This window comes from Shinella oryzae (assembly GCF_023038235.1).
GTDB classification, from domain to species: Bacteria; Pseudomonadota; Alphaproteobacteria; order Rhizobiales; family Rhizobiaceae; genus Shinella; species Shinella sumterensis.
Window position 1 is genome coordinate 3,128,434 of record NZ_CP081987.1, and the last position, 9,067, is coordinate 3,137,500.

Sequence of the window (9,067 nt, forward strand, 5' to 3'; positions counted from 1 at the left end):
TTCACGTTATTGCCGAATTGACTATGAATGAAAGCCGCGGAAAGTGGCAGCATTCGGGATACTCCCCCTTCGTCCCGTTCTTCGGAGTCTTTTCATGACCTATACGGAAAAAGCCGGTCTTTCGATCGACAGCGATCTATACGACTTTCTCGTCAAGGAGGCCCTTCCCGGCACGGGCGTCGACGCCGAGGCCTATTTTACGGCCTTCTCCGCCATCGTGCACGAGCTTGCGCCCGAAAACCGCGCGCTGCTGGCCAAACGCGACGCGCTGCAGGAGAAGATCGACGCCTGGTATCGCGAAAACGGCGCGCCGTCCGACATGGCGGCCTATGAGGCCTTTCTGCGCGAGATCGGCTATCTGCTGCCCGAGGGCGACGCCTTCACGGTGACGACGGAAAACGTCGATCCTGAGATCGCTAGCCTTGCCGGCCCGCAGCTCGTCGTTCCCGTCATGAACGCGCGCTATGCGCTGAACGCCGCCAATGCACGCTGGGGCTCGCTCTATGACGCGCTCTACGGCACGGATGCGATCCCGGAGACCGACGGCGCGGAAAAGGGCAAGGGTTACAATCCCGTGCGCGGCGCCAGGGTCATCGCCTGGGTCCGCGCTTTCCTGGACGATAGCGTCCCCCTCGACGGCGCCTTCTGGCGCGATGTCGCCGGCCTTGCGGTCGAAGGCGGAAAGCTTGTCGTCGCCTTGACGAGCGGCGTGCGGACGGGCCTTGCCGACGGCGGGAAGTTCGCTGGCTATCTTGGTGAAGCGGCGGCCCCGAGCCAGGTCCTGCTTCGCAACAACGGCCTCTATATCGAAATCCTGATCGATGCGGCGACGCCGACCGGCAAGGACGATCCGGCGCATATTTCCGATGTCTGGGTCGAGTCCGCGCTCACGACCATCATGGACTGCGAGGATTCGGTCGCCGCCGTCGATGCCGAGGACAAGGTCGTCGTCTATCGCAACTGGCTGGGCCTGATGAAGGGCGACCTCTCGGAGGAGGTTTCGAAGGGCGGCAAGAGCTTCATCCGCCGCCTCAACCCCGATCTCGACTACACCGCGCCCGACGGTTCGACCTTTGAAGTGAAGTGCCGCTCGCTGATGCTGGTGCGCAATGTCGGCCACCTCATGACCAATCCGGCGATCCGCGACCGCGACGGCAACGAGGTGCCCGAGGGCATCATGGACGCCATGGTGACGGGACTGATCGCGCTGCACGACGTCGGACCGAATGGCCGGCGCAAGAATTCGCAGGCCGGCTCGATGTATGTCGTCAAGCCCAAGATGCACGGGCCGGAAGAGGTGGCCTTCGCCTCGAAGCTCTTCGGCCGCGTCGAGGCCGCCATCGGCATGGCGCCCAACACGATGAAGATGGGCATCATGGACGAGGAGCGCCGCACCACGGTCAACCTCAAGGAGGCGATCCGCGCGGCGAAGGAGCGCGTCGTCTTCATCAATACCGGCTTCCTCGACCGCACCGGCGACGAGATCCACACCTCGATGGAAGCGGGTCCGATGATCCGCAAGGGCGACATGAAGCAGGCCGCCTGGATTTCCGCCTACGAGAACTGGAACGTCGATATCGGCCTGGAATGCGGCCTGTCCGGCCATGCGCAGATCGGCAAGGGCATGTGGGCCATGCCCGACCTGATGGCGGCGATGCTGGAGCAGAAGATCGCCCATCCCAAGGCCGGCGCCAACACCGCCTGGGTGCCGTCGCCGACGGCTGCGACGCTGCATGCCACGCATTACCACAAGGTCAATGTCGCGGAGGTGCAGGCGTCGCTGCGCGCGCGCCCGCGCGCCAAACTGTCGGATATCCTGTCGGTGCCGGTCGCGGTCCGGCCGAACTGGACGCCGGAGGAAATCCAGCGCGAACTCGACAACAACGCCCAGGGCATCCTCGGCTATGTCGTGCGCTGGATCGACCAGGGCGTCGGCTGCTCCAAGGTGCCCGACATCAACAATGTCGGCCTGATGGAAGACCGCGCCACGCTGCGCATTTCCGCCCAGCACATGGCCAACTGGCTGCACCACGGCGTCGTCACCGAAGCGCAGGTCATCGAGACGATGAAGCGCATGGCGGCCGTGGTCGACGGGCAGAATGCCGGCGACCCGCTCTATCGCCCGATGGCCGGCGATTTCGAGGGCTCCATCGCCTTCCAGGCCGCCCTCGACCTGGTGCTCAAGGGCCGCGAGCAGCCGAACGGCTACACCGAGCCCGTCCTGCACCGCCGCCGCCTGGAGCTGAAGGCGAAGGGGTGAATTTCGCGTAATGCGGGGAGCGGCATCGCATCGACCCGAAATGAAAGAAGCCGCCGGAGCGATCCGGCGGCTTCTTGTCTGATGGGGGTTTCGTCCGGTTACTGCTGGACGACGACGCGGGCCGAGCGGCCGGGGCGGACGCGCTTGTAGAGGTCGATGATGTCCTGGTTCATCAGGCGGATGCAGCCCGACGAGGCGGCCGTGCCGATGGAGGCCCATTCCGGCGTGCCGTGCAGGCGGAACAGCGTGTCCTGGCCCTTTTCATTGAAGAGGTAGAGCGCGCGTGCGCCGAGCGGGTTCTTCAGGCCCGGGCCCATGCCTTCCTTGACGTAGCGAGCGACGTCCGGCTTGCGGGCGGCCATTTCCTGCGGCGGATGCCAGGTCGGCCATTCCTGCTTCCAGGCGATATAGGCCTCGCCCTGCCAGGCGAAACCCTGCTTGCCGACGCCGATGCCGTAACGCACGGCCTTGCCGCCGGGCAGGACATAATAAAGGAACCGGTTCGGCGTGTTGACCACGATGGTGCCGGGCTTCTCGTTCGTCGCGTAATCGACGATCTGGCGATGGAACTTCTCGTTCACCCTGCTGATCGGGATGGCCGGCAGCGCGTAACCGTTGTCCTCAACAGCGCCATATTCCGAGGTAAAGATGGCATTGGTCGCCACCCTTTCGCCCGGCGTGGAGGTGGAGGACGACGAACAACCGGCGAGTGTGACGGCCGCTGCCAGGCCGCACAGAAGGAGGGCATTGCGGAAGCGCATGTGAGTCTCTTGGATCAGGGATTAAGAAGTTCCGGTACGCGGAGCTTTCATTGATTATGGTTTATTTTCGATTAAACCGGTCAATGCAAGTCTGCGCGCCCTTGCCTGAGCTCTGGCCAAAGCAAAAAGCCGCGGGATTGTTTTTTTGCAACAACAATGCCCGGCCGCCAGCCGCTTCCACCATGCCCGGTTTCTTGCCAAGCATGCCCCGGCGTGCCGTTCAACGGTTTTCTCTCCGCCGACCCCTGCGCGAACAGGAACCGCGTGGCGCGGTTAATGAACTCTTGCGCGCACCGGTCCCGACACGCGCGCCTTAACTTTTTCCGGCCGTTTCGAGCCATCCCGCGCGCTTCGCGCTAGAATGGCGAATCGCCGAGGTTGACCCACATGACGATCGTTTCCCTGCATAATGACAACCCGCTGCTCGATGGCCGCCAGTCCGACCGTGCCATGATGGTACGCCGCGGCGTGCAGCGCATGCTGATGGACATGCGCCATGCCGTGCTGCCGGAACTGACGCTGGCGAGCGGCCGGCGCGCCGACCTCATCAGTCTCTCCGACAAGGGCGAGATCTGGATCGTCGAGATCAAGACCTCGATCGAGGATTTCCGGGTGGATCGCAAATGGCCCGACTACCGGCGCCATTGCGACCGGCTGTTCTTCGCCACGCACAAGGACGTGCCGCTCGATATCTTTCCGGAGGAATGCGGGCTTATCCTGTCGGACGGCTATGGCGCGCATATGCTGCGCGAGGCGCCCGAACACAGGCTGGCCGCGCCGACGCGCAAGGCCGTGACCTTCGCTTTTGCCCGCGTGGCCGCAGGCCGGCTGCTGCTGGCGGAATTTTCCATGGATACCAGGCGCGACGGGCCGGATATCTCCGCCATCGTTTCAGGACGGCGGGACACGCCGGCTTAGGGGGTATTGCGGGGAGTGTTTCGGGAAGCCCCCTCATCCGGCCCTTCGGGCCACCTTCTCCCCGAGGGGAGAAGGGAGGGAGGAGATGCGCCTCTGATGTCCTCCTTCTCCCCGACGGGGAGAAGGTGCCGGCAGGCGGATGAGGGGGTCCGCAATACCCGTATCGTTACTTCGGCGCGCGCTTCGCCAGGATGCGCTGCAAGGTGCGGCGGTGCATGTTGAGGCGGCGGGCGGTTTCCGAGACGTTGCGGTCGCACATTTCGTAGACGCGCTGGATATGCTCCCAGCGCACGCGATCCGCCGACATCGGGTTTTCCGGCAGCTCCACCTTCTCGCCCGGCCGCTGCGTCAGCGCCGCGAAGATGTCGTCGGCGTCCGCCGGCTTGGCGAGATAGTCGACCGCGCCGAGCTTCACCGCGTTCACCGCCGTCGCGATATTGCCGTAGCCGGTCAGCATTATGATGCGCGTGTCGTCGCGGCGCTGGCGGATGGCGGCGATCACGTCGAGACCGCTGCCGTCGCCCAGCCTGAGGTCCACCACCGCATATTTCGGCGGCGTGGTCTTGGCCTTGGCGATGCCCTCCGCGACCGATTCGGCCGTATCGACGGCGAAGCCGCGCGTCTCCATGGCGCGCGCCAGGCGGCGCAGGAAGGGGGCGTCGTCATCGACGAGGAGAAGCGAGGGATCGGGGCCGATATCGTCGGTTTGCGTCTGCGGTTCGGTGCTTTCTGCCATTTTACGTCTTCCGTCGCGGATTTTCGTCCATTCTTGACCGGGATCAGCTTATCACCCTTAAGATGCGGCGGGTAAAGTCATTTCGCACCCTTTGCCTCCATGCGCGCCCGCGGCCAATCGACCGATACCCGCGCGCCCGGCTGGTCGCCGGTGCGGTTGCCGAAGGTCAATCTGGCGCCCGAGCGCTCCAGAAGCGTCTTGGCGATGAACAGTCCGAGCCCTAGCCCCCCGGCCCGCTCGTCCTTCTGGCGCTTGGTGACATAGGGATCCCCGATGCGCTGGAGAATGTCCGTCGCATAGCCTTCGCCGTCGTCCTCGATGACGATCGTCACCCGCTCCGGCGTGTGGCTCACGGTGACCGTCACCTCCGCCCGGGCATGATCGACGGCATTTTCGAGAAGGTTGCCCAGGCCGTAGAGAATGCCGGGATTGCGGGTGCCGACCGGCTCGCTCGCCCGATCGCCGTTCTCGACGAGCTTGAGCGCGATGCCGAATTCGCGGTGCGGCGCCATGACCTCCTCCATCAGCGAGGAGAGCGGCAGCACGCGCATATGCGCCTCGTCTTCGGTGGAAAGGGTCGTGAGCCGGCGCAGGATGTCGCGGCAGCGTTCGCTCTGGCTGCGCAAAAGCTGCACGTCCTCCCGGAAGCGCTCGTCGCTGCCGAGTTCGCGCTCCATCTCGCGCGCGACGACGCTGATCGTGGCAAGCGGCGTGCCGAGTTCATGGGCGGCGGCCGCCGCCAGCCCATCGAGCTGCGACAGGTGCTTTTCGCGCTGCAGGATGAGTTCGGTGGCGGCGAGCGCGTCCGACAGCTCGGTCGCCTCCTGCGACACGCGGTAGGAATAGAAGGCGGCAAACGCCGTCGTGCAAACGATGGCAAACCAGAAGCCGGCCGTCAGGATCGGCGGAACCACGAGCAGCGTGCCGGCGAACCACGGCAGCGGAAAGGGCGTGAAGGCCAGCGCCGTGATGCCCGCGACCGCGAGCAGGCCGAGAACCACGCTGAAGCGCACCGGCTGGAGCGACGACGAGATGATGACGGGAACGCAGACCAGCGGCGCGAAGGGATTGGCAAGGCCACCCGTGATGAAGAGCAGCGCCATCAGCTGGCAGAGGTCGAAAGCGAGCAGCAGGAGCGCGGAAGGCGGCGTCAGGCGGTGGGCGGGCGCAAAGCGCACGGTGAGGAAGAAGTTCACCGCGGCGAGCAGCGCGATGAGAATGGCGGCCGGCACCAGCGGCAGGGGAAATTCCAGCCACAGGCTGACGGCGATGACGGTGATCGACTGGCCCGCCACCGCAAGCCAGCGCAGGCGGATGAGCGTTTCGAGACGCAGCCGACGGCCGGAGCCTTCGAAATCGATGTCCTGGTAGCCTGCCATCATAGGGTCCTTCTTCATCATCATCATGTGCCGCGCGGCTTGGCGCGCGTCGTCGGCATGGCCGCGGCCGGGTCTTCCGGCCAGGGATGTTTCGGATAGCGGCCGCGCATATCGGCGCGCACGTCCCGCCACGAGCCCGCCCAGAAGCCGGGCAGGTCGCGCGTCGTCTGGATCGGCCGGTGCGCCGGCGATGTCAGCTCCAGGAGCAACGGCAGCCGCCCGCCGGCGACGGCCGGATGCTGCTTCAGCCCGAACAGCTCCTGCACGCGGATCGCCAGCACTGGCTCCTCGCCATCATAGCGGATCGGATGGCGCTGTCCCGTCGGCGCCTCGAAATGGGTGGGGGCGAGGCGGGCGATATCGCGCTGCATCTCATAGGGCACGAGTGCCATCAGGCCTTCGTGCAGGCTCGCCGCCGTAATGTCGTCGAGGCCGCGCGTGTTCTCCTGGAAGGGCACGAACCAATCGTCGAGCCGCGCGAGAAGGGCGGCTTCGCCCGTGTCCGGCCAGGGCTCGCCGATCGAGCGGTGGAGAAAACCGATCCGGTCGCGCAGCTGCGCCGCCTCGCGGGAAAACGGCAGGACCTGGAGCCCGAGCTGGCGCACGCCATCGGCAAGTGCCTGCGCCGCCTTCAGCCCGCTCGGGCGCGGCAGCGGCGTTTCCTCCAGGATCATCGCGCCGAGCCGCACCACACGGCGCGCGCGCACCTGCCGGCTGGCGCGGTCGAAGACGCACTGGTCCTCGCGCACGATCTTGTCGGCAAGCTCGGCCTCGACGGTCGCGCGGTCGATCTCGGTGGCGGCGAGAATGCGCTGGCGGCCGGCCTGGCCCGTGAGATCGGCAACCACGATCATGTCGGCGCCGGCCAGGCGCTCGGTCTCGGGCAGCTCGCCGCCGCGGCCGTTGGCCATCACGAACCGGCCGCGCCCGCCGCGCTGGAGCGCGATGCGATCGGGAAAGGCATGCAGGAGAAGGGCGCCGGGCGCGCTGGAACCGGCGGCCTTCGCCGCGCCGAAACCCTCCGCCATGCGTTGCGCCAGCCGGCGGGCGGCCTCCGCCCGTTCGCCGCGCTCGCTGGAAAAGCGCCGCAGCCGCTCCTCGATATCGACGGCCGTGCCGCCCAGCCCCTGTTCGGTGAGCAACACCGCCAGCCGCGCGGCGGCGAGCTGTTCGCCGTCCTCCGCCGCATGCAGGATCATCGCCGCGAGCCGCGGCGGCAGGGCGAGCTCGCGGATGCGTTTGCCCGACGGCGTCAGCGCGCCGGCGGCATCCAGCGCGCCGAGCAGGCGCAGCAGGTTGCGCGCCTCCTCCAGTGCGGCGGCCGGCGGCTGGTCGACCAGAAGCAGCGCCGAAGGATCGGTCACGCCCCAATGGGCAAGGTCGAGCAGGAAGCCGGAGAGGTCGCTGGAGAGAATCTGCGGCGGCGTGAAGGCGGGCAGCGCCGCCGTCTGGCCGGCATGCCACAGCCGGATCGCCACGCCCGGCTCCGTTCGCCCCGCACGGCCGGCGCGCTGGTCGGCCGAGGCACGCGACACGCGCACCGTCTCCAGCCGGGTGATGCCGGTCGCCGCCTCGAAGACCGGCAGGCGCTGCAATCCGCTGTCGATGACGATGCGCACGCCGTCGATGGTGATGGAGGTCTCGGCAATCGACGTCGCGAGCACGATTTTTCGCGTGCCCGTGGGCGCCGGGCGGATCGCGGCGTCCTGCTCCTTCTGGCCGAGATTGCCGTAGAGCGGCACGACTGTCGTTTCCGGCCCGAACCGGCCGGCCAGCCGCTCGGCCGTTCGGGTGATTTCGGCCTGTCCCGGCAGGAAGGCGAGAATGGAGCCGCTTTCCGTGCGGTGCGCCTCTATTATGGCGCGCGCCATCGTGTCCTCGATGCGCTCGCCGGCGGGCCGGTCTTGGTGGCGGATCTCGACGGGGAAGCTGCGCCCCGCGCTGACGATCGACGGCGGATGATCGAGCAGGGCCGCCACCCGCTCGACATCGAGCGTCGCCGACATGACGACGATCCTGAGGTCCTCACGCAGCGCCGCCTGAACGTCGAGTGCCAGCGCCAGCCCGACATCCGCATCGAGCGAGCGTTCATGGAATTCGTCGAACAGCACGGCGGAAATGCCCGACAATTCCGGGTCGTCGAGGATCATTCGGGCGAAGACGCCCTCCGTCACCACCTCGATGCGGGTCTTCGCCGAAACCCTGACATCGAGCCGCATGCGGTAGCCGATGGTCTCGCCGACCTTTTCCCCGAGCAGGGACGCCATCCGCCCGGCCGCGGCGCGCGCCGCCAGCCGGCGCGGCTCGAGCAGGATGATCCGGCCGTCGCCCCGCCAGGCCGCATCGAGAAGAAAGAGCGGCACCAGCGTCGTCTTGCCTGCACCCGGCGGCGCCGAAAGGATGGTGCGCGTGCCTAACGAGAGGGCCGCGCCGAGTGCGGGCAGCACCTCCGTGACGGGCAGTTTCGGCAGAGTGTCTGAGAGGAATGCCATGATCGCGCCTGCGCATGCCTGAAGAATAAGCCCAATATAGAAGGCAATCCTTCGCGTCCGTGTTCGCCGTCTGCATAGCCCGACACGCACGATCTGTAAAAGAGGCCGGGATCGCGACGCCGGCCGGCACGTTTTGCGATGGCGGCGATAATTTTTACCACCTGGACAAGATTTTCACACGGAAATCAGCCTCCACGAAGCTGTCCGCGAGCGGTCCAAGCCCCCTTCATCCGAATTCGTCTTTAAAAACCAGCGAGTTACATCTTTTCTCATTTTTTATGAAATCCTCTGTTGACGCCTCTGAATGATGGTCCTATAACGCCGCTCATCGAACGAGAGCGGCGGCGCTTCTGGCGGCCGACGAACTCGCTCTAGGGTTTCCTTGAGAAGCTGGTGAGAATTGAGCCGAACGAGGTTCGGGGATTTTGCTGCTTTATGTGAGACTGGGACGGTTATGACCGTCGGTTTTTTGACAATTGAAGAGAGAAGAAAGAGAAACGTGGTCGGCGATGTCGCGGACT

General features: G+C 66.0%; 6 protein-coding genes. 2 read left to right on the forward strand and 4 right to left on the reverse strand.

The window, feature by feature from the left end; genetic code table 11:
• The first annotated feature begins 94 nt into the window (after nucleotides 1-94).
• Nucleotides 95-2,260 carry a malate synthase G gene (locus tag K6301_RS15225; protein WP_247218129.1) on the forward strand — a complete coding sequence of 722 codons (2,166 nt, stop codon included), beginning with the start codon at nucleotides 95-97 and terminating at the stop codon, nucleotides 2,258-2,260.
• Nucleotides 2,261-2,358: 98 nt separating this feature from the next.
• Here K6301_RS15225 and K6301_RS15230 read toward each other — a convergent pair whose 3' ends face one another.
• Nucleotides 2,359-3,021, reverse strand: coding sequence for a L,D-transpeptidase (locus K6301_RS15230; RefSeq protein WP_160871665.1), 663 nt, complete (start codon nucleotides 3,019-3,021; stop codon nucleotides 2,359-2,361).
• A 387-nt stretch (nucleotides 3,022-3,408) separates the two neighbouring features.
• Here K6301_RS15230 and K6301_RS15235 point away from each other — a divergent pair, with 387 nt between their 5' ends.
• Nucleotides 3,409-3,939, forward strand: a complete 531-nt coding sequence (locus tag K6301_RS15235; RefSeq protein WP_247218131.1) for an MmcB family DNA repair protein — start codon at nucleotides 3,409-3,411, stop codon at nucleotides 3,937-3,939.
• A 166-nt stretch (nucleotides 3,940-4,105) separates the two neighbouring features.
• Here K6301_RS15235 and K6301_RS15240 read toward each other — a convergent pair whose 3' ends face one another.
• The 3 genes from K6301_RS15240 to hrpB form a co-directional block, all read right to left on the reverse strand.
• Complete coding sequence (locus tag K6301_RS15240) at nucleotides 4,106-4,675, reverse strand: ActR/PrrA/RegA family redox response regulator transcription factor (RefSeq protein WP_134652698.1); 570 nt, start codon at nucleotides 4,673-4,675, stop codon at nucleotides 4,106-4,108.
• A gap of 77 nt (nucleotides 4,676-4,752) precedes the next feature.
• On the reverse strand, nucleotides 4,753-6,057 hold the full coding sequence (locus tag K6301_RS15245) for an ActS/PrrB/RegB family redox-sensitive histidine kinase (RefSeq protein WP_247218133.1): 1,305 nt from the start codon (nucleotides 6,055-6,057) through the stop codon (nucleotides 4,753-4,755).
• A 20-nt stretch (nucleotides 6,058-6,077) separates the two neighbouring features.
• Nucleotides 6,078-8,546, reverse strand: a complete 2,469-nt coding sequence (gene hrpB / locus K6301_RS15250) for an ATP-dependent helicase HrpB (RefSeq protein WP_247218135.1) — start codon at nucleotides 8,544-8,546, stop codon at nucleotides 6,078-6,080.
• Between the last annotated feature and the right edge of the window lie 521 nt (nucleotides 8,547-9,067).